At 38.3% G+C, this 24,136-nt stretch carries 9 protein-coding genes and 1 pseudogene; 2 read left to right on the top strand and 8 right to left on the bottom strand.

Features of this window, described 5'->3' with window-relative positions; genetic code table 11:
• Window positions 1-2,477: flagellar basal body rod modification protein (locus tag HN459_06340; GenBank protein ID MBT3479067.1), on the bottom strand; the 2,477-nt coding region annotated here is incomplete at its 3' end.
• A 238-nt stretch (window positions 2,478-2,715) separates the two neighbouring features.
• Here HN459_06340 and HN459_06335 point away from each other — a divergent pair.
• Window positions 2,716-5,682, top strand: coding sequence for a glycoside hydrolase family 92 protein (locus HN459_06335; protein MBT3479066.1), 2,967 nt, complete (start codon window positions 2,716-2,718; stop codon window positions 5,680-5,682).
• Here the strand turns inward: HN459_06335 and HN459_06330 are convergent.
• The 5 genes and pseudogenes from HN459_06330 to HN459_06310 all read right to left on the bottom strand — a co-directional run bounded on the left by HN459_06330 (window position 5,679) and on the right by HN459_06310 (window position 17,653).
• Window positions 5,679-8,346, bottom strand: a pseudogene (locus tag HN459_06330) (glycoside hydrolase family 2 protein). The gene HN459_06335 and the pseudogene HN459_06330 overlap by 4 nt on opposite strands.
• A gap of 19 nt (window positions 8,347-8,365) precedes the next feature.
• Window positions 8,366-9,583 carry a hypothetical protein gene (locus tag HN459_06325; GenBank protein MBT3479065.1) on the bottom strand — a complete coding sequence of 406 codons (1,218 nt, stop codon included), beginning with the start codon at window positions 9,581-9,583 and terminating at the stop codon, window positions 8,366-8,368.
• A 9-nt stretch (window positions 9,584-9,592) separates the two neighbouring features.
• On the bottom strand, window positions 9,593-12,865 hold the full coding sequence (locus HN459_06320) for a VCBS repeat-containing protein (protein MBT3479064.1): 3,273 nt from the start codon (window positions 12,863-12,865) through the stop codon (window positions 9,593-9,595).
• Between the two features lie 169 nt (window positions 12,866-13,034).
• Window positions 13,035-14,504: a SusD/RagB family nutrient-binding outer membrane lipoprotein gene (locus HN459_06315; GenBank protein ID MBT3479063.1), complete on the bottom strand. Its 1,470-nt coding sequence runs from the start codon at window positions 14,502-14,504 to the stop codon at window positions 13,035-13,037.
• Between the two features lie 11 nt (window positions 14,505-14,515).
• On the bottom strand, window positions 14,516-17,653 hold the full coding sequence (locus HN459_06310) for a SusC/RagA family TonB-linked outer membrane protein (protein ID MBT3479062.1): 3,138 nt from the start codon (window positions 17,651-17,653) through the stop codon (window positions 14,516-14,518).
• Between the two features lie 818 nt (window positions 17,654-18,471).
• Between HN459_06310 and HN459_06305 the strand changes: the two genes are divergently transcribed.
• Complete coding sequence (locus HN459_06305) at window positions 18,472-20,064, top strand: hypothetical protein (protein ID MBT3479061.1); 1,593 nt, start codon at window positions 18,472-18,474, stop codon at window positions 20,062-20,064.
• A 206-nt stretch (window positions 20,065-20,270) separates the two neighbouring features.
• Here the strand turns inward: HN459_06305 and HN459_06300 are convergent, their stop codons facing one another.
• Both HN459_06300 and HN459_06295 read right to left on the bottom strand, forming a co-directional pair.
• Window positions 20,271-22,997 (bottom strand): CehA/McbA family metallohydrolase, encoded by a 2,727-nt coding sequence (locus HN459_06300; protein MBT3479060.1) that lies wholly within the window; start codon window positions 22,995-22,997, stop codon window positions 20,271-20,273.
• 85 nt (window positions 22,998-23,082) lie between these two features.
• A complete protein-coding gene (locus HN459_06295) occupies window positions 23,083-24,135 on the bottom strand; it encodes a hypothetical protein (GenBank protein ID MBT3479059.1) in 1,053 nt (350 codons plus the stop codon).
• Between the last annotated feature and the right edge of the window lies 1 nt (window position 24,136).

Genomic DNA, 24,136 nt, shown 5'->3' with positions numbered 1-24,136 from the left:
GGAAGATTAGAATCATCCACTGCCAATTGATCACGATCAACCCAAGCTGTATATATCCCGTTTCCATGTGTGGCAATTGCTAAATATCCATCGACAGCACGACCAATTACTTTATCAACAACTACATTCCCAATACTTTCAGCACCTTCCTGTTTCCAGACCGTACTGGTTCCATCCAAATTAGATGTAGAATAAAGTCCCGTACTGGTTGCAGCAAAATATTTATACCCACCTTTAATAGGAAAGATTAACACGGATCGAACAGATGGCCCATCCCCACCTCCACTGGTATTCTCTTCTAAGTTTCCACTTACATCTGTCCAGGATTCGCCGCCATTATTTGAATAATGGATACTTCTTGTTTCATAACTTGAAAAACTGACCATGACCTTATTGCCATTATATGGGTCAACCGAAATTCCGCTCACATAGCCAGAACCACTAATATTATTTTGAATCTCGACCACTTTTTCTTTCTCATGAGCATCTTCAAGTTTATATAGATAGCCCGAGGATGTACCATAGTATAATCGGTGGGCAGGCTGATTTACGCTGGCGCCGAATGCACTGATACTCCCTATAGCAGATGTTCCGTTCAATTTTTCCCAATTCACGCCTTCATAACTTCCGCCGCCTTCAGGACGTTTATAGTTTGTTTCATTGAAATAAACATCGTTATTACGGTATACATATTTTCCGCCAGAATAATATAAGATATGATCATTTAAAGGATCGGAATAAAATGGATTAATGAAAAGCGCATCATTTTCTCTATCAAAACCGGGAGGATTTAAATAGGCCCAAGAATAATTGTTATATTTTCCTTCACCAAAAGACCAATCAAATGGATTAGACCAATCCTTTATCAGAGTATGCCCTCTTTGGGATGACATTATATAGGCACTCCCATAATCAATAACTGAACAATAAGCACCATCGCCTCCACTCACATCATTCCAAGCCTTCACAGAATCTGAGCTCGTCGTCTCCCAAGTACCATTATCTTGAGTACCACCCATTACTAATGCGGGATATCGTCCAGAGCGATCAATTCCAATGGTATAAAATTGTGTTGTGACATACCCATTATTTAAAGATACCCAATTTTTATCCCACGCTGTATGATCGTCCATTAGATGTAACCCACCATCACTAGCCGATAATACTTTATAAGGATCATCTTTAAATAAAATGACATCATGTTGGTCCGGGTGATGATTTTCTGTACTATAACCACCAAATTTATATTTTTTCCCGGAAGTTTCTAACCCATCCGTTGTGTAGTATAAATTTGTACCACCAAAATAAACCATACTTGAATCATCCGGGCTTACACGTACATGAATATCATATCCCGATTGAGAATCATAATCACTGGGAAGATTCTGGCTACGATCTTCCCAACTGCCACCGGTACCAGAACCATCCCCAGAAATAAATTTGTACTTCCAAAAGACATGGCTATCATTGGTATTGGCGACAAAATAAGCGATCGAATCATTCGACTCAGATATATCTACAACCATTCGATTAAAAGAAGCTGGGAAATTAGTCGGCGTAATATTGGTCCAAGTTTCCCCATCTTCTGATCGCATGATTGGGCCATCTGACTCTTCATCTCCCAATACTGCAATTATCAAGCCTTTACTCGTCATCGTTAAATCAGTATAGCGATCTTCGCCACCACCGAGGATTACAGACCATGTTACCCCTTCATCTTTACTTTTATAAATAGTTCCAAAAGATGCAGTAAATACATAACCAGTGGTAGGATGCACTTTTATCCGCCAGGAATAATTGAGATTATTATCGAATGATTCAGGCGTACTGGTTGAGGTTGAGGAAATCAATTCCCAATTATATCCGTTATCAATTGATTTATAAATGCCATCTCCCCGAAATGGTGCACCACGAGCACCGGCTGAGTTTCCTCTTAATTCTCCAGTCGTAGCATACCAGATATTGGTTTTCCCATCTCTGGGATCCTGGGTGATGGAGGAAATACTATGAAGTTGGTGATGTTTGGTCATTTTCTTCCATGTTTGACCACCATCTTCCGATCGCCATATTCCGCCGGAAATACCCCCGGCCAAAATTGTATTTGGATCCATTTTATCAATAACTACACCGCGAGTGCGACCACCAACGTTGTAAGGACCACGTAAAATCCACTCGAGATCGGCTTGTCCAGCCGAGGATCGCATAAGGCGTCCGGGTAAACTATTACCTTTCGGTAAAGATTTTGCAAATGTTAGAGCTCGCTGCTCGATTCCATCTGGGATTTCATTGGTAATTGGACTTTTAAGTCTCAACCATTCAAATTGTAGACGAGCATTGGGGCCACCTTCGCCACCTTCTTCCATCGGTTGATTGAGAGGACGCCCCACATTTTGAGGTGTTTGGAATATATCTCCCAACAAAAATGCACACGCGAATAGTGTAAGAAAAACAATCCCACTAAAATCAAATTTTTTCAATAGTTACTCCGAAATATTAGTCAGAAAAGACGCCTAGAGTTTACCATTAACCATAATAATTATTCAAATTTGTTTATTGAGGTGAATTGGCACACAAACCATGGGAAATTTTAAACACTAAATCGTGGGATAATTCCCACATTTTTCATAAGTTATGAAGCATTTTTCTCGAGGATGTACACGTGTATTATTTAGTAAACTCATGCGCCTCATTAACCTTCCATTAAAGTATTTAAAAATGAAATCAATTCTCTGCCATAAATGGTTAAAAAACATACTCGTTTCTTTATCACTTTTGTTTTTTATTTCCTGTCAAAATTCGTCTGAAAATCTCACAAAATTTGTAGATCCCTTTATTGGGACGGCGGGAACAGGACACACCTTTCCCGGGGCAACGCTACCTTTTGGAATGGTTCAACTTAGTCCTGACACTCGAGATAGAGGCTGGGCCAACTGCTCCGGTTACCATACGGATAACCCAACCATTCTTGGCTTCAGCCATACCCATTTGAGCGGAACCGGCGCCATTGATTATGGAGATATCCTTGTCATGCCTACAATAGGTGATATCCAGATTAATCCTGGTGATGAGGCAAATTCCACCACGGGATACCGGTCAGCATTTCGCCATGAGACTGAAGAAGCTGAACCGGGATATTACGCCGTAACATTGGATGACTATAAAATTCGCGCTGAATTAACAGCTACCACTCGCACAGGATTCCATCGTTATACCTTTCCTAAATCCAACGCATCCCATATTATTTTCGATTTGAAACATGGCTTGGGAGACCGCGTCACCGATTCATATCTTAAGATAATAGGGGATAATGAGATTACCGGCTACCGCAGATCCAATGGCTGGGCTAGGGATCAACATTTATATTTTGTAGCACAATTTTCAAAACCATTTCAAAGCAGTCAATTGGCATTAAATGATAGCTTCATCGATAAGAAAATGATTAATGGTAAAAATGTAAAAGGAGTATTTACTTTTGGGACAGCAACGGACGAAACTATCCTTGTAAAAGTAGGAATTTCAGCAGTGGATGAAAATGGGGCCCGTCAGAACCTTGAATCTGAATCAACAAGTTGGAATTTTGATGCCATCCGCCAAAAAGCTTCAGATGCTTGGGAAAAAGAACTCTCTCTCGTTACAGTAAAAGGCGGTACTGAAGCTGAGAAAACCAATTTTTATACAGCCATTTACCATGCCTTCATAGCACCTAATATTTTTTCTGATGTGGACGGCCGCTACCGCGGCGCAGATCTAAATATTCACACAACAGAATCCGGTTCAAATATGTACACAGTCTTTTCCCTCTGGGATACATTTCGCGCCGCCCATCCCCTGTTTACTCTGTTAAAACCAACTTTGGCCCAGGATCTTATACGAACATTGATTTCCAAAGAAAAAGAAGGTGACCTCCTGCCCGTTTGGGAATTGGCCGGTAATGAAACGGGTACAATGATCGGCTACCATTCCATTCCTGTTATTACCGATGCATATGTAAAAGGATTACGGGATTTTGATGTGGATTATGCCCTCAAGGCTATGGTGGAAAGTGCCATGGGTAACCACGAGGGATTGGATAGTTATAAAGAAAAAGGATATATCCCCATCGAAAAAGAAAATGAATCGGTGTCAATTACCCTTGAATACGCATATGATGACTGGTGCATTGCTGTCCTTGCCGATTCCTTGAACCAAAAAGAAATTGCCGATCAATTTTACCGCCGCAGTAAAAATTATCTGAACCTGTTCAATCAGGACACAGGTTTTATGCGAGGTAGGAAATTCAGTCAATGGCTTACCCCTTTTGATCCCAAAGAGGTTACGGCAAATTATACAGAAGCCAACAGTTGGCAATATTCATTTTTTGTCCCTCAGGATATTAATGGTATGATTAATACCATGGGTGGCGCATCTATTTTCGCCTCACGCCTCGATGATTTATTCACCACCGAATCGGACCTAACTGGACGAGATATTCCAGATATTACTGGGCTAATTGGCCAATATGCCCACGGGAACGAACCCAGCCATAATTTCGCTTATCTTTACAATTATGTTGGCCAACCATGGAAAACCCAAAATCGAACGAGACAGATCATGGATGAAATGTACCTTCCCAACCGCGTGGGTCTTTGCGGAAATGAGGATTGCGGACAAATGTCAGCTTGGTACGTATTCTCAGCCATGGGCTTTTATCCCGTTACACCAGGGCAAGATATTTATGCTCTTGGTACACCTATTTTTGATGAAATATCCATTTATCAGGAAAATGGGAAAACCTTCACCATTAAAGCACCAAATACGTCTTCGGATAATCGGTATGTTCAATCAGCCGCTATAAATGGGAAGGCTTTTTCTAAATCATATATCACCCATGGCCAAATTACTTCCGGTGATGAATTGAAATTCATAATGGGGAATGAACCGAATAAAGAATGGGCGTCGAATATAAGCGACCGTCCGTCCTCATCAGTTAAAAAGGAGCTACCTCAAAATCCTGTCATCGTAGCCGCAGCCCGGGCGTTTATTGATTCATTGACAGTTACATTATCTACCATTAATAATAATCAAATTCATTTCACTTTAGATGGAATTAATCCTACTGAGAATTCACAACTATACATTTCTCCGATTAAGTTAATAAATAGTACTGTAATCAAAACTGTGGCCGTGAATTCCAATGGTATTAATAGTAATGTAGAGGCAGTCTCATTCAGGAAAATTCCTTACAAACCCTCTATAAAATATAAAATCCCATATAACAAACAGTACACCGCCGGCGGACACACGGGATTGTTTGATACAATTCGAGGGCAGAAGCATTCATGGGGTGCATGGCAAGGATGGGAAAAGGATAATTTTGAAGCCGTTATTGATTTGGGACAAGTTCGCCCAATTAATTCCATATCTACTAGTTTTCTTCAAAATGTGGGAAGTTGGATTTGGCTCCCTAACCATGTGACTTTCGCCGTATCGAATGATGGCGATACTTATGAGGACTTAGGAAATGTCTCTCATGAAATTCCTTTAAGAACGGACGATCCAGTGATTCATGAATTCAGACAAACTGTTGACAAGAATATTCGTTATATAAAAATAAAAGCCATAAATATTGAAACATGTCCCGATTGGCACCACGGTGCCGGTGGACCAGCTTGGATATTTATTGACGAAATAATAATCGATTAATTTTTCTTTTTCTCACCAAAAGCCTTCTGTTGCCGTTCAACTTCTTTCAATTTTATAGCGTTGAGTTCTTTTTTCAATTTCCTGCCTCAACTTGCCATCGGACACACTAGGCGAGACTGCTTGTTTTATAGAAATTACAGAACTTGCCTTTGACTCTGTATCACTAAAAACCATATCAATTTTGGCCGGGATACTTTCAAAAACGAGTTCAGTGCTGGTGGGTGTATTTATTCCTTCAAGTACGACTGAAGCTTTAACCTTGATTTTCCCGGCTTTTGTCGTTGACTGAATTAACACTGGTGCAGTGCCCCATCGAATAGGGCTGGGATTTGACAGAAACATTTCCCCCCCGATAATATTCCCCTCCCCTTCAGTCTCAAATTCAATAGAGGAATTATTTAACCTTTTAATGTTTCCATTCTTATCTGCTATGGCGGCAATTATTACAATTAGATCAGATCCATTAGCGGAGAGATCCACATTTTCATTATCAATCCACATGATTAGTTTTTCAGCTCTTCTAGCCGGAGATACCTTATGAGATACGACTATTTCACCATTTATAAAACCATCTGCCCGCATGAATACTTCTGTCTGTTTTCCGGCTCTGGATTTTTCTTTATCGGCCATAAAATCATAAACGTTTTTAAAGACAATAATAGGACTTGGCATTCCAATTGGAGATCCTTTTTTCTTATAGATATACTCATTCCCATTTTTAAAGACTGTGAGTTTTACTTCATCACAATTAGAATAAACAACAACATCCTTCCCTGAGAAAGGTGTCATTTCATGGGCAATAAATATCATCGGCCCAGTTTCCGCTAAGACATTACTTTTTTGGGGATTACGTTGGGACATGAACATATAATAGGCATATTTAGGCTGACGGAATACATCCATAATTCCGCCGTAAAATGGATCGGGATGATATCCTCTTTGGTGGTCGAATGAATGCCAAAAAGATCCGCCAATATGCTGGGGAGTTGTACGAAATAGTCCATCATAACTAGTATATTTATAATTTGGTTTGGCATAGTGCTGGGCTTGAATTAGCATAGGTGTTTCACCCCACTCTATGTTTACCCTACTAGGTGAATTATGTGAATTCCAGTCATCAACATTATCCCCCCATTCCCTGGTAAAATAAGTCTTTTGGGGGTCCAAATGTTTTAAGGCCCAACGATCCTCACCAATGGATGGATGACCAAATAATATTTGAAAATATTCATTCCCTTTAGCCTCTGCATCACAAGCAGCATAAGAATTGGGATAGGGAAATTCTTCATCAATAATTTTTCGGGCATTTTTAGCAAAATGATCCGGATACCAAGTTTCATTTAAAATTGGTTCCCATAACCATACAGAAGGGTGGTTTCGATCTCTTCGAACCATATTGCGGATATCATTGTACACCCGCTTCTCAAAGATCGGTGCTTCATTCCAAAACTGCCATCCTGGTGTATTAACAATAACAAACAATCCCAATTCATCACAGGCATCCATGAAAGCCGGATCCTGCGGATAATGTGCATTTCGTATTACTTTTAATCCTACATCTCTAAGTTTTTTAGCATCACGCCAATGGGTATTGTTTGGAACAGCGTTTCCTACAAGGGCGAAATCTTGATGACGATTGGCACCAATCAACGGTTTTTTATAAGGTTTACCATTCAGCCAAAAACCATCTTTTCCTTTAAATTCAAAACTTCTAATTCCTATGCGGCGAGAGTACCCATCTACCACTCTTCCTTTCACATCTTTGATAATGACCTTCAGTTTGTAGAGATTGGGCGATTCGGGTGACCATAATTGGGGGTTTTCTACTAAAACATGTTTTTCAAATGTGCCTGTATTTTGCTTTTGTAGTTTTATATCTTGATTCACAGACAAAACACTTTGGCCACTTTCACTCAATAATTCATAATGAATTGATCCTTCATAATTCTTTATACCTTCATTTCGAAGATGAATACGTAGCATTATTTCCGATTTTTGGTTGGAAACTTGAGGATATGCAATCAATAAACCTCCTCCTGCTACTGCATCTTCGAAGTTAGGATTTGTGATATAAACTTTATTATGTGTCACCATCCAACAGTCACGGTAGATACCACCAAAATACGCAAAGTCCAATGCAGATTGTGCCTTCCCCGGAGGGTAAAGAGGATCATCACCATTGTCAGCCCACACCGCAATAACATTTTCACTTCCCCAATTCAGATAATCCCCGACATCAACAACAATGGGAAGGAAACCCCCGAAATTCTCCTTAAGTAATTCGCCATTCACCCAAATTCTGGATTTCCCCATAATCGCTTCAAAGTGGAGAAATATCTTTTTTCCTTTCAATTTTATATCTGGGGTAAAATGCTTTCGATACCATACTTCTCCCTGGTAATTGACACTTCCACTGGCTTCTGTAGGTAAATATTCTATACCATGGGGAATAGAAATGACCGGCCAGTCCTTATCATTAAAATCCAAATTACTTGCCCCGGCTGATTCCCCTTTGTGAAACCGCCAAGCCACATTCATAGAAAAGACCTCTCGTCCAGTATCATCTAATTGGAAAAACCCAGCAGTAGAGAATTCCGGCTGATGATCAGCCAACAATCTGGAACAAATAAATAAGAGAAAAATATTTAATACTTTTCGAGTCATCACTTGTCCCAAGATTATTTTATTCATCAATGTCACCATCACAATCATTATCTGCATTGTCAATTATTTCCGTAGCGCCAGGATAAATGGCAGCATTAGAATCATTACAATCTGAACTGCTAATCTCATATCCGGAGGGCTGATTGCACGCTTGGAATGGATTATATATATCACCAAACCCGTCCTGATCATTATCCAGATAATAAGTGCCAACGGAATCATTTACACAATCTCCTGCTACCAAGGATTGATCAACTGATTTCAGTAAAGACAGTGCAGAAAAATCATCCTGCCCCAATTCCCAGATCATAATACCACCTGCTTTTTTCAATGCCAATTGGCTCTTATGGGCGACCATATGAATACCATTATAATATATCTCGTCCTTTTGGTTTAAATACGCGTACTCTGGTTTCTCTTTAATTATATCACTAAATGTTAAACTTTCAATGTTACTTGGGTCAAAATTGTGTCCGTAAAAGGGCATTCCTAGAATAATCTTTTCTTTGCGAATTCCTTTTGTATTTACCCAGAAATTCAATGACCTTTCAGCGAGGTTATAGGAAGAATGCTGTCCCGGTTTTGATGGATTCCATGGTCCCGTTTCATCGTAGATCATCACATTAATAAAATCAAATGATTCCAATGTTTCCTGTGTAATATTATTTCGTGATCGTGTTGATGGTAAAGCTGCAGTTATGGCTTTCCCTTTTGCATGAAGATGGTCTTTTAATTCACTTACAAAGGTATTGTAGTTGGAGCCCAGTTTTGAGATGAGAGCCCCTTCCAAATCCACATCAATTCCATCTAGATTGTATTTTTCAATATAATCCATCATTGCTTTAATACTACCGGTTCTTTTCTTTTCGGAAAGATGGTCTACCCAAATATTTTCTTTCTCATCAGAAAAACCTCCCCCTCCGATGGATAACATTATTTTTATATTTGATTCTTTGATTTTGGATACGATTGACTGAATGTCTGCATTACCGTTAAAAGAAAAAGAACCATCCTTATTAAAATTCCCAAATGCCAACATGAGGTAATTAACCTTCTTAAACTCAATTTTATCGGCTAAATAAAAACGATATTGGGGCAAATATCCTACACGCTTAAAGGATGTATCAACCTGATAAATATCAATTAAATCTTCCGTAATCTCCATTTTATCGCTACATCCTGAAAATAATATGAATACCAATAATATATTAAATCGTAGTAATCTTTTGTAATTCATTATACTCAATTATTTATTAAAATGAAACATCTGAAGATGGTCATTATTATTTCCCACAATGATAATTGCTTTATTACCGGTTAAAGCCAATTCCAATGATTTCACATCTCCCGGTGTAAAAAAACCACTCTCTTTTGCATTTATAGAGTCGAACTTACCGGTACCGTCTCCTAATAATAACAATCCATTCCCTGCATCATTACGTGGTGTTTCAATTTCAGATACAAATAAATTTCCTGCAATAAGTGCATCCAGAAATCCGTCACGATTAAAGTCTTCTACAATAATATCATTAATATTTGAAAACTGGGCCGCTACTGGCAAGGCGTGCATTTTAAATGTACCATTCCCTAAATTTTCAATATAGGAACTGGCGAATGTATAAGCTTCATAGTGAAGTGCTTGCTCTAAATTTATTGTGCCATAAACGTCATTCAAACTCATTGATGCAAAAAGGTCATATTGACCAATTTGGGTTTTAAGCTGGGGGATTTGATTAGATGAACATGAAAATCCTCGGAGTGGATATTTTTCACCAAAATTATAATAACCCAACACCACATCTTTACTGCCATTTTCATCAAAATCATAATAATGAACATCGAAAGGTTCAGAAACGGTTGTCTTGTATTTATAGTTCAACCCGAGATTCCCAGCAATAAAATCATCATCTCCGTCATTATCGAAATCGCCTTTTTCAATTGAGAACCACCAACCATCGGAATTCTCAAATCCTGGAGGAGAATCTAGTTTTAACAAAATACCATCTCGATTTTGGAATACGGTGATGGGCATCCATTCACCCACAACAATAAGATCATCGTCCCCGTCTGAATCGTAATCAATCCATATAGCATCTGTGACCATACCAATATTATTTAAACCGTTTGCTTTTTGATTTGTCACATCTTCCAATTGACCATTATTATTTTCAAGAAGTAAACTCGATGTTGGACGAGGATATTCATGAGGTAAATGACGGCCGCCGATAAATACATCCATATCCCCATCACCGTTATAATCGCTGGCCCTCACTTTGGATCCGCTAATACCAATACTAGGCAAATGAGTGAATGATTTGGTGAAATGTCCTTTTCCGTTATTTATATAAATACGGTCCTGATATATTGCTGAGATTCCAGGTTTTGAATTACCACCGCTGACCACATAAAGATCTTTGTCACCGTCATTATCTATATCAAAAAATGCCGCATCAATATCTTCATGCACTTTATCCTTTGACCATGGGTTAGAGTTTGACCTTCTAAAACTACCATTTGTAAACTGCAAAAATAGTTTTCCCGATTCTCCCATTGCACCACCAATATAAACATCATCTTTCCCATCACCATTCACATCTCCAACAGCCATCCCAGGACCGAATTGAGACATTTTATGGGGAAGAAGAATTTGTTTTTTATAATCGTCAAATTCATTTTCAATATGTTGAAAATCAATTCCTAAATTGACAACTTCACGAAAAATAGGATTTAATAAAACGGTATCTTCCGGTTTTTCAATTCGATTTGATTTATTCTTATCAATGGTAAGTATTTGATCTCCTTTAATATTCGAAAGGATGGTTAGACTGTTGTCCGGCCATGTGATTGTTATTTGATCAACCGTTTTTGTTTTTCCTAATCCAAAATGAACCACTTGTTCACTGGTGGAATACATACCGCGAACATTAGTTGTCTCGACAAATTGCGTTTTTCCGCTGGCTTCGATCTTAACTTTTGTTCCAAATAAAACGCCATCATCCTTTAACTTAATTCGCACATAATGATTCTCAAGTCGGTCACTGTTATTTTCATATATAAATGCTTTTTCATTTATATTATTAACGATTAAATCCAAATCTCCGTCATTATCCAAGTCCGCATAGGCAGAACCGTTTGAAAATGATTCATGATCCAATCCCCAAGATTTTGAAACATTAGAAAATTTTAAGTCTCCATTATTTTTGTATGCATAGTTACCAATCTTTTGGGATGGTAATAAGGATAATGTTTTATCCAAATCAAGTATATCAAATAGTTCAATGTCGCCCTGGTTAGGATGTTGATTTACATAATCATTTGAAAAATTAGTGATATACTCACCCACAGCTTTGGATGCATCTGTATTACGGATATCCCGAAGCAACCCATTAGTAATATAAATATCCTTTTGACCGTCATTGTCAAAATCGGCCATGAGGTTGGACCAACTCCAATCTGTAGAAGCAGTACCAGTCAACTGTGCAATCTCACTAAAAGTCAAATCACCATTATTTAATTGAAGAGTATTGAACATATATTGGTAATGGCCACCGTTATTAACCACATCCCAGAATATTTTTGGATTCATACCACTCATGTTGGATTTCAACCTAAAGTTATCTTCAGCTACCATATCCACGATCATCGGATCAAGAAAACCATCATTATTAATATCAACAGCATCCACACCCATACTGTAATATGACATATGCCTTAATGCCTTATTTGTAATATTAGAAAAACTGCCATCTTTGTTATTGATATACAATTGATCTGGAGCATAGAAATCGTGGGAAACATAAAGATCGGTCCAACCATCATTATTGAGATCACTGGCAGTAACCGCATTGGGAAATCCCGTTTGGAGAAGTTTGGCTTCTATAGTAACATCTATAAAATGGGTATTATTCACATTTTTATAAAGAACAGAAGCATATTTTTGACGGAGTAGTTTTGTACCGAAATGTTCGGAGTAACTTCCCGGGTTTGGCGGTTGATTTAGAATATATAAATCCAATAGGCCGTCATTATCATAATCCATAAAAACAGAATGACGTGTCCGTTCAGGATTATCAATTCCATACTTTTTCGCCTTTTCAGTAAAAGTTAAATCACCATTATTGATATATAATTTGTTTCGTCTTTTTTCAGGCTCATTATCATAGAGTTCTATGCTAACATAAATGTCATCCCATCCATCTCCATTCACATCGGCAATTGTTATACCAGAAGACCAACTACCATCATCAATGATTCCCGCTTTATGAGTGATATTATCAAACTTCATTGCTCCTTTGTTGATATATAGTTGGTCCGACACGAGGTTGCCGGCAAAATAAAGGTCAACTAAACCATCCTTATTAAAATCACCAACACCAACCCCAGCGCCACCATAATAATTGGCATAGATAAGAATATTGTGTTCTTTCTTATCTACTATAGTATTCTCAAAGTGCACTCCAGTTCGGTCTGGCAATAAAAGAGAAAATAGTTTATCTTCTTGAGAAAATAGAGTAGACATAGTTAAAAAATAAAAAGTCGACTGGCGTATTATTGTACTAAAGATCATTCTATAATGTACGCTGGAACCCTTTCATAAAAAAATAAGGGAGAGCATATGCCCTCCCTTATTTTTTACTCACTAAAATATGTGGAGATGTGAGTTTAGTAAAGGCTTTTTAAAGTTCCTTCTATTTATCCCACCATACACGAGTCGTTAGGTTATCCGCTCCCTGTGCAGCAACTGCTGCTTCATAGTTGGCAGTATTCCTTGATTTTTCACCCGTAGCGTAAATCATCCTTCTTGGAATGGTACCATTGGTCACATTTCCAGGATAATTGACTGGTGTCAATGTTGGGAATCCGGTTCTTCTCCAGTTTGCGTAACCTTCATATTCATTTAAGAATGTGGCGGCCCAAACCTGATTGCCAATCATTTCTAATCCATTGGCAGAACTATAAGGATTTGCAGTCAAGTATGTTGTAATAGCTGCATCTGTGATTTCAGTACCACCATAGAGCGCTAAGTATTTCATGGCTGCCGTCACACCTTTATTGTAATGACCTGCAGCATCACCATCGCCCCAGCCACGTTCAGCAGCTTCAGCAAGCAGTAATTCAACTTCTGCATATGTTTGGAAGAACATAGGATCATCTTCACCGGTGATACCTGTACCTGATACTCTATTTGGTTGAGAGTAGTTGTCCAAATTGGCTTCCCCAGTGGCTTCTTTCAAGGTTGAAGAGCTGTAGCCATTCGGTAAACCTTTATGGCCACCGGCCCCAGGTTGTGCATAAACATCTAGTCTTGGGTCACCTGTTAAGAAATCAATGAAGGTTTTAGATATTCGCATATTTCCATCAGCAGAAAAGACCTCACCATTGCCATTTTTATTAAGACCACTTTCAGTGGTATGAATAATGTAAGCAATATCATCATTGGAAGTCATAACACCACCAACGATTGCTTTTTTAACCCATGACTCTGCTCCAGCAGCATCCACTTTAGACATTCTCATGCCAAGACGTAGCATCATGGAATAAGCAAACTTCTTCCATTTACCTTGATCTCCATTATACATGAAGTCTTGACTTCCAAATCCGGATGTACCGGAACTCAGGGCTGAAGCTGCTTCATCCAATTCCTTCAACATATCCGCATAAATATCTTTCTGTGCGTCATATTTAGGCTGAAGGATTCCGTCTGAGTATCCTTTACCTGCTTCACTGTAAGGAATATTTCCATGCATATCAGTTAACCGATGAAAAATAAATACACGCATTATACGTGCAATTGCTTTCATTTCAGCCGGTTTTTCTTCTGCATCTATTTGGTTTAAAATATCCTGAACCACTTTAGCACATCCCTGGTAATAGGTGTCCATCAATGATGCAGAATAGCCTTCATTCAGTGTGTACTTATCTCCAGTCCAATAGCCCGCGGTCGCAGCAAAATGCTGGATCATGGTTGAACCGTAGATCAAGTTTGCCCGCCAGGCGACATACCTGTTGGCGGATGTTTCCAGTAACAATGATGTGAATTTATATCCAACGTCAATATTACTTGCTGCTGCAGGATTCACATTCATTTCGGCAAAACCATCATCACAAGATGTGGCCAAAAGTGTAAATGCAGTCAAAATTATTATTCGTTTTTTCATGATTATTTCTCCTAGAATTTCACGTTTAAGCTTAAGCCATAGCTCTTAGTCTGAGGAAGGCCATAATATTCAAGGCCTTGAGCATTCCCAGCATTATAAGCTGCTTCAGGTGCGACATTTTCTACAGACTTCTTCAGGTAGAATAAGTTTCTAGCAATGAATGAAACGCTCGCACTTTGAAAAGGCGTTTTTTCAATCATTGAAGAAGGCAATCTATACCCAATACTTAAGCTTGACAATCTGAGATAATCTGCATCATAAACAAACTTTTCTGCAATACCTGAGAGATGCCCGTAATAAACATTCAAGTTCTCAGGAGCAACTGTCCATTCACCTTTAGCACCTGTGGCTGCATCGGTTCCAGACACTTTCAGACCAGATTCTCTACCTTCCATTGTATCTTTATGCAGACCTCTACTATAAGCAGTTGTATTGGTACCAGAAAAGATCTGAGCACCAAATTTTCCGTCAAGAAGAAATCTAACATTAAAGTCCTTGTATCGGATGTTATTTGAAATCCCAATAGAGATAGGTGGAACACCTTCCCCAAGAATTTTGTAACCACCCTTTTTGGCTCTCGGAATACCATTTGAATCGACATCATACAGGATGGAACCATCATCAGCGCGTTTAAATGACTCCCCATAAAGCAATCCATAGGATTCCCCTACCATGTGAATGATTTCAACATTCCGTGTCCTTGGAGTTCCCAAACCAATGTTCCCATCAATATCGTTTGTTTTCACAACGACGCCTTTATTGTTGGCACCATTCAAACTGATATCCCAGCTGAGATCTTTAGTTTGAATTGGAGTTCCAGATATTAAATACTCAAGTCCTGAGTTTTCAATCTGCCCCAAATTATCACTGGCACTTCCAAAACCGGATGTTTGTGAAGTTCCTACACCAACAATATCATTAGTCGTTACGTTTTTATAGTAAGCCAAATCCAATCTTAATCGGCCTTCAAATAATCTAGCATCAACACCAAACTCAGTCTCAGATTTGCTCAATGGCACCAAGTTTAATTTTGGAATATTACTTCCATTAATACCACCCATAATCTGACCCAGATGTTGCGTATCCCAAAGCTTATAACTCAATGAGAGCGCATATGGATTACTAGCGCCACCAGCAACATTCGATACGGCAATCCGTAATTTGGCAAAATCTACCATTGATGGAAGACTAACCATTTCCGAAAGAATCAAACTGGCACTAATAGATGTATAGAGATCGTTGTTTGGTGCTTCTTTACCTGGGTAAGATAAAGTTGAGAACCAATCTTTTCGAGCTGTCGATGTCACATAGACCATATCGTTATAAGATAGCCCAAGTGAACCAGTTACTGAACCAACTTCTTTTTCACTATAACCAAACCAACCACTTGAACTTTTAAGGTTATTCACATGATTAATTCCTGGCAATACAAATCCACTACCACTTACACCCAAACTTTCGTCAAGCACATTATTTTTAGCAACGCCGATAAAAGAATTGGTTGATAATCCAGAAACAAGATCTTTTTCTACGCCAACCATGAAATCCATGTCTAAAATAGAAAGTCTTTTTTCTGTTTCACCCATACCACCACTACCATCATATGCTGTACCATAAGGCGTCATCCACTGGGCATTAATAGTAAAGTGATCAAGTCCTGCACGGCCTTTTAGATAAAGCCAGTCCAAGACATTGTATCGAACTGAAGCCGAATTAATAAAGCGATGTTTTCTTGTTGTATTGATAAATTGATTGGCAGCCCAATAAGGGTTAGTTGTATATGGGCTCGTAGAAATGCGCAATTCTTTGCCATCTTCACCCATACCTGCACCATCGGTACCAGTCATTGTAGTCACATCTACGCTTGGGGCAAATGTCGCCGCAGAGTAGTTTGCATTTTTTGGAGAATCAGACATACTGACACGGCCATGAACATCCTCATCTACATATTTAACATTGACTTGCACTTCAATCTTATCACTATGATTTGAAACAGCATTCAAAGAAAATGATTTCCGATTCATCCTTGATCCTGGCATAATGTCATCATGATCCAAGTTGGTTGCAGAAAAACGGTAATTCATTTTGTCACCACCATTGGATAGCGCTACTGAATTTATTGCTGTTTTACCAGTTCGGTAAAATGAGCTCAGATTATTATGACTGCTGTACGGTGCGGATGATCCATCCCATTGGGTAGCACTGGAGCCATCCATTTTGGCGCCCCATGCGCCTCCGATATTGTCAAGTGCTTCAGCTTGAGTCGAGGGCTTCAAACCTTTTTCACCTGAGCCATATGTATTTTGGTAATCCAATAGACTCTCATCAAGGCTTCTGTATGTTGTTGAATTGGAATACTCAAGGCCCAAACCAGTCTGGCCTTTTCCTGTCTTTGTATTAATAATAATGACACCATTGGCTGCGCGAGAGCCATAAAGTGCGGAGGCTGCACCACCTTTAAGTACACTAACAGATTCAATATCATCTGCGTTAATACTGGATATTCCATCACCACCATCGGCGCCACCCCACATACCGGCCGACCCTTCGTTTCTATTCCCAATAGGGATCCCATCGATAATATATAAAGGCTGATTGTCACCCGTTAGTGAACTGTTACCGCGGATGATCACCCGACTAGTTCCAGCACCACCAGTAGCATTTGTCGTAACGTTTACGCCAGCCACTTTGCCCTGAAGGGCTTCAATGGCATTGGGCTCTTTAATCAAGGAGAGTTCTTCACCTTTAACTTCGGTGAGGGAAAATCCCAATGCTTTCGTTTTTTGTTTAATACCCAATGCTGTGACCACGACTTCTTCACCTGCAAGAGCAGATGTAGCCAATGAAAAGTCAGCTTGAGTTGTTTTTCCACTAGCAACTGCAATATTTTCTACAGTGCTACTTTCGAATCCGATATATTCAGCACGCACTGAATAGGTACCGGAAGCAATTTTAATTTCGTAAAACCCATTGTTGTCTGATGTACTACCATATGCCGTTCCAACAACAATAATGTTCGCGCCCGGTAACGGCGCCCCATCTTTAGATGCCACATTACCATAAATGGTACCTGTAGCCTGGGCCATCACAAAACCGGCTGTAAGCATTAAATAAAATGCAGCAACCTTTAAAATGTGTTTAGCTCTCATATATTTCCTCTTTTGGTTTTATTAAAGAATTTATCTCTCCACTATTCGCCTGAGACAATCACTACTATTTTAATTGATTTCAATACCATTTATTCGCACAAACGTATGTTAATCAACGATAGAAACATAAACACTGAGAAACGTGAGTTGCAACATCTATTTAAAAAATTATTCATCCATTCATTAGTAAAATTTTGGTAGGTATAATTTTTATAGCTTATAGAGGATTATTATCAAATTATTAATCAATTAAATTTCATAGATCTATGAAGAATATTTTATTATAAAGTATGCAAATTCTTTAAATTATATTTAGGGTAATGAAAATAAAATACACGTGTGTTATAATTTTTGTTTAAATTGATACCGTACTTGAAATACTAAAAAGACACAAATTGGGGAATGACGAATAAATTTCTGATAAAGTAATATCGTTAAATCCTAATGTATAGATAGTTGGAGAACATTTCAAAATAAAAGTGAAATTCGCTTTTACAGAGAATTCAAAGCAATGAGTAAATAAGGTATGAAATAATTAATGCTACATCGCTCGCGGTTCTTACAAATTAAATGAGATTCTACCATATCAACATACGGAAGCTCTCCTCCGTTGTTAAACGACAATTGATATTTTGACTCATTTAGGAGAACCGCGAGCATCCTTTCATTTGCTTTATTAAACACCCACCATTTCATCAGATCCTTTCATAATAGAATCTACCCATCGTTTTAAACAGCACATATATCGACTCTTGAATTACCGATTAAGATTCAGGCATTTGTGTTTCCGAATTCTGTTATAGACCGCCCAACTATTAATGAGAACAAAACTAATGATGATGATTTCAAAAACATTTATTCACTTTATTATAATTACTGTCATAATGAATGGATGCTCAACTGATTCAAAAAACGATTCTAAAGGACATACTGTATCTGCATATATTGTAGGCCAACCGACTTTTCCTGCAGGCCGAGGAAACAAAAACGAGCGAATAATGCTTATAAACCTAAAAACTGAATATGAATCTATACCTGGCGTGGCGAATGCCATTTCTATAACCTTGGGAGACACAAAATTATCTATAATAGAAAAAGTAAAAATATTCTATTCAAAAGGTGAAAAAAACCTGGATATAAACAATTTATTCGGGACTGCTGTTCCAAACTCAGGAACAATCACCATTACTGGGCAACAACAACTTAAGCCCGGCCATAATTATTTTTGGGTCACTTATGATATCACCCAAGTTGCAAAAGAGGGTGATACTATTGATGCGACCTGTGAATCCATCACAGTAAATGATAATTCACATGCGATGGAATATACTGAATTTCCAGGATCGAGGGAGATTCTGCTGGCCAATAAGGTTCTTTATTCCGGTGGCGACTATGGGTCAGGAAATTATCGCATACCAGCCATTTGTACTGGGCTGGATGGCACACTAATCACAGCAGCAGACAGGAGAATTGATCCTCGTGACTTACCGGGAAACATTGACATTATAATTCGCAGAAGCACCGACAATGGTGACACTTGGTCAGAACCGGTAATCGCTGCAGATTTTGGAGGCAATGGTGCTTCCGATCCCGCCTTGGTTGTGGATCGAACAACGGGCAATATTATTCTCATGTTTGCTTCTCACAATGGATTGTTTGCCTCTACCCCATCGAATAAAATCAGATTTAATGTGTCACGAAGTATGGACAACGGGTTGACTTGGAGCAAACCTAAAGATCTATCAGACCAGATATATTCATCCTGGCACGCTGCATGGGTAGCCTCAGGCAGTGCACATCAATTGCGATCAGGCCGTATTGTTGCAGTGGTTGGGGTAAGACCAGATGCAGGTAGAACCCTGACAAACCATATGATCTACAGCGACGATGGTGGTGAATCGTGGAAATTCTCCCAAGGATCACCAAATCCATCGGGAGGCGGGGATGAATCAAAAATAATTGAATTAGATAATGGTAACCTGTTGATGAATATCCGCTCATCAGGAGGGTATAGGAAAACATCCATTTCGACAGACGGCGGTGAATCTTGGTCACCAAGCCAAGTAGAAAATCAACTGATTGATCCAAGAGTGAATGCTGATTTGATTCGCTACACTTCTACATTGGATGGGTTTGACAAAAGTCGTCTGCTCTTTTCAAACCCACGAGATCCCTCTCAAAGAAGGAATCTCCATGTCTATCTCAGTACAGATGAAGGCGTTACTTGGCCAACTGATTACTCAAAACAAATATATGAAGGCCTTTCTGGTTACTCAAGTCTTACAATTTTGAAGGATGGCACCATTGGTCTCTTTTATGAGAATGGGGAGAATGAGCTATATCAATTATATTTCACGAGATTTAGCTTGAATTGGCTCACGGGTGGGAAAGATACCTATCAACCCCAGTAATAAATTAAAAAGGTATAAAAAAACTACAGCTACATCGATTGCGGTTCTCATATTCTAAATGAGATTCTACCATATCAACATATGGAAGCTCACCGCCATTGTTAAACTACAATTGATATTTTAGCTCTTTTATGAGGATTGCGAGCATTTTTTATAATGAGCGTATTTTTTATGACTAATCGTTGGAAAGAAAAATATAGTTTATTTTATTTAAATTTAATTTCATCACAAAATATCCATGCTTTTCCATCAGCCCCTTGATGCCAACTAGGGCATGTGCCCATATTTTTAGCTACAATTTTTACTTTACGAACCAATACAGGATCAATATTTACAATTGATTCATTTATAAAGGCCGGTTCTTTATTATCTGAAATGGAATGATTCCATTTCCCAACCGATTCGAAGGTATTGCCTTCGCCCATAATTAATATCTCCATTTCAAGGGGCAACCAAATCCATGATTTATAATCTTGCAGAAAACTTGCAGTTATTTGAGATATTAAAGTTGGTTTTGTAAAATTTAATATTAATACCATATCCTTTTCTTCAAACCCCATCCAAAAGCCATCTGCAAATTGAGTTGACCCCCGATAACCATCTGTCAAAGCATTCTCTCCACCGCGATATTTTTCTGCATTTGGATTTAATAGTTCGGGAACATTATTCAATCCTAAATGCTGTTCTTTTACCTTGTCTTTTAATAGTGGGTTAATCCATTTATTTGAATCTAAGGGTACGAGAAAAAAATGGCTTGGGTTATGGTGAAGGACGAGAATTATTTGGTTTTTTCCCGTTCGGATAGGTAATAAAACTTTTCCACTTCCAAATCGATTTTCAGTACCTATTTTACGGTGAATTTTTAAACTCCCATTTACCCATCCATAATAAGGGGTGTCACTCTCAATAATAAAAGGCATATCTCCAGAATTTTGAGACCAAAACTCAACCATGATGTATTGTCGGTCTAAATTAGAAAATTCATAATAACCGCTAAGAATATTCGTTTCTTTTCGCCAAGAATATTCTTCTATATTTAGAAAACCTTCTTTTAAACCGAGGTCTTCTACTCTTTCACCCGAAAATTTCTTTTTTAAATTTTGATCCCCTTCATGAATAAAGTCCAAAATATAACTCTCTATTTTACTATCACCATCTTCTGGAAACTGAAAATAGCTCACCATCTTTTTTATTTGGCTAGGAGTAAGGTCTTTGTCTGCACTATTCTCCATGGTCAACAGAATAGCCGACCGGATTAGAGGATCAAATATTTGAGTTTCAATTTCTTCTAATAGATTTATGCTTTCAACAAGATTCAATTTCCCTAATTGTCTTATCATAAAAAGGGTTAAATCCCTGTCCATGTCGGGTAAAAGTTCACGAATTAATGCTATTCCAGATTTGGGTGAATTTTCAATTAATGAAGCCACCGCAAATGGAATCATTTGCGGTTCTTTTTTTAATAATAAAATTAATGACTGTATATCCTTTATATTTTTATTCACCAAATACATTGCTCGCGATTTTAATGATTCAAAATGGCCATCTTCATTTGCATCTATCCAGAGGGGATTCGTGAATCCTAACGGTGTAATAGGATCTGGTGCATTGTGAATCATTGGCGCCATTGATTCATTTCCACTGGCAATGGCCATTAACCATGTGTCTTGTGAAAAATCCATAGTAAAAGTTTTATCAAATCTCACAGGTGCCCCAGTTTTCGATATCTTTATATTTTTCACAATTAATCCATTTGCAATTATTTGAACTTGCCTGCAATCAACCCAATTGGGTCCCTGTACTTTAACCCGAATATCAACAAGACCTCCCACTAAAGTCGTATCATTCCTCGGTTGAATCCCATTGACCCACATTTGAACAAACAATCCTTGAGAAACTGAAACTTTTCCACGATTAATATGATCACTCATCTCTTTTTCATCGATTAATTTTGGGTCATCTGTCGAACTTTGAATAAAATTCCGTGGTACCCCTGGTAATAATTTTTCGACTGCATGACTATCTGAATTACCAACACCTGTTATGCGTCGACCGCTGTTTAACATATTATACCAATCTTGGCGAACAGAATAAGGGTTTTTTGCTGTGGCTTCCCAACCCCATCCTGAGTTTTCATTAAGTATTTCAATGGCATCGAAATCCCAACTCCAATTTTTATTATCCGTATCAGCTAAATATTCATCCATATCCATTAAGGTAAAATAATCAATACCATTCCAACGTGGATGATTCACTTGAATGACTGCCATTTTATTTTCTAACCTTATTTGCTTAAATAATTTATTAGCATCCACCGAGTCTATAACAACCGGCTCTGAGCCTTTTTTCAGAGGGAAACTATTGAAATGGCCAAACTGAGTACTCACCTCATTCCCTACTGAACCAAAGATATATTTCGTAGCATCCAAAGAAGTAATAACCGTGTCATAGTCCACCACGTGATTATGATCAGTTGCTACTGCCCATTCTACACCCTCACCAATGCACGAAATAATACGTTCTTCCATGTTTGAATCTCCATGGCCAGAATGTGTAACCGTATGAAGATGCATATCCCCAGATACATATCCATATGTATCAACACTTCTTTTTATTTTTAAAGTTATAGAGGAAAAATTTTGGTTTTGAAGGATTAACGATTCTTTTGCATTATCATATTCCATACCTCGGCCAGCCCATACATTATATTTTCCTGTTGGAATAATAATCGTATCCAATCCTGTAAGTGTATAAATGGTATGATTTCTAACAGCTAAATTTTTGGTCGAGGACAAACCTAGATCCACGGGTTCTTCACCATCAAAGAACATCCATTTCCCAGGAATAGGTTTCCCCGAATCCTTATCTAATAATTTAATCTCCAACTTACCCATTCCCTCTGGAATTGTCTTGTCAACTTGAACACATGACATTATCAAAATGATCAATGAAACAAGCCACAAAGTTTGTAATCTTTTTTTATATATAATTTTCACAATGAAATCTTTCATACCGTTTTTATTGAATTAATTTTATCATGTCCAAATGCTCTTCTGTCAATGCATTTACCGAAAATAATACAACCCCATTCGCACCACCTTCTCTAGATTGACCAATGGCAATTTTTAGTTCATCTGGTGATAAAGAGCCTATAAACAAACCCGATCGGTAATCCAATTTTCTCTCCGTTTCACCCACACCATTCGAAACGCTTGTTTTAATCCAGTCTAATTCTTCACCATAAAAATTGTGGTAATTCATTGGACAAGCTATATCCAAATCCCATGCACTCCAATCTTGACGTACCATTTTTCGAGATATTTCAGGATATGGAAATACGGCGGCTGATAGTTTCTTCCCCTTTGAATGCACAATTTCAGCAATTTCATTAACCAGTGATGTGAGTTTATCGAGTCGAAATTGGCGCCACTCCATACTCTCCTCAGGATGATCCAGACTAAAAGGATCCACCCCATATTTTTCTTTGAATCCCTTTATCGCATTGGGATGATATCCAAAATCATATTCAGGCATTTCTGTTGTTTGATTCAAACCGTACTTTGGTTGCAACATTTTTGGTAGAATTACATCACAATATCGAACATAGTCCAAATGAACTGATGCAATACCTTCTATTTCAGCATAGGATTCCATTACCTTCTTAATGTGAGTTCGAGCGCCCTCGCTAAAAGGACTCACCCATCGATAATAATTCACGTAAGGGCGATAATCATTACTGTTTTGACCATTTCGATTTACCGAATACCATTCCGGATGTTCGGCTGCTACCATATCACCGGGACGATTCATGACCCAAACCCAGGCATGGAGATTAATATTCCTCCCTTTTACGATATTGGCTAATTTTTGAATATTCTCCCGGCTCCCCTGGATAAAATAATCCGTTATACCTGCATCTGTATATTTATCAAAATATTCAAACCACTCTTTATTAGAACGATCTTGATAATTACCCCAAACACCAAAGGTAAATTTGGAGGAGTTTGATTTTGGGTTTTGGCACCCAAAAAACAAAAATAAAGCGAAGAAACAATAATGGATTTTTTTCATT

Source organism: Candidatus Neomarinimicrobiota bacterium (assembly GCA_018647265.1).
Taxonomy (GTDB): domain Bacteria; phylum Fidelibacterota; class Marinisomatia; order Marinisomatales; family TCS55; genus TCS55.
Note: the sequence above shows the minus strand (reverse complement) of the source record. Positions and strands in the feature narration are given on the sequence as shown.